The organism is Lactobacillus corticis (assembly GCF_018327645.1).
In the GTDB taxonomy this organism is placed as follows: Bacteria; Bacillota; Bacilli; order Lactobacillales; family Lactobacillaceae; genus Lactobacillus; species Lactobacillus corticis.
In genome coordinates this window covers 1-204 of record NZ_BMAY01000074.1, presented here as the reverse complement: position 1 = coordinate 204, position 204 = coordinate 1, and the positions used below count along the sequence as shown (strand labels likewise).

General features: G+C 51.5%; 1 rRNA gene. It reads right to left on the bottom strand.

Annotated elements, in window-relative coordinates:
- Positions 1 to 204, bottom strand: a 23S ribosomal RNA gene (locus KI210_RS08790); the annotation flags it as partial.

Below are 204 nucleotides of genomic sequence, written 5' to 3'. Positions count from 1 at the left end.
CTATCTTTCGCTACTCATACCGGCATTCTCACTTCTAACTGCTCCACATGTCCTCTCGATCATGCTTCTCCGCCGTTAGAACGCTCTCCTACCACGCATCTTGCGATGCATCCACAGTTTCGGTACTATGCTTAGCCCCGGTAAATCTTCGGCGCAGCGCCACTCGACTAGTGAGCTATTACGCACTCTTTGAATGATGGCTGC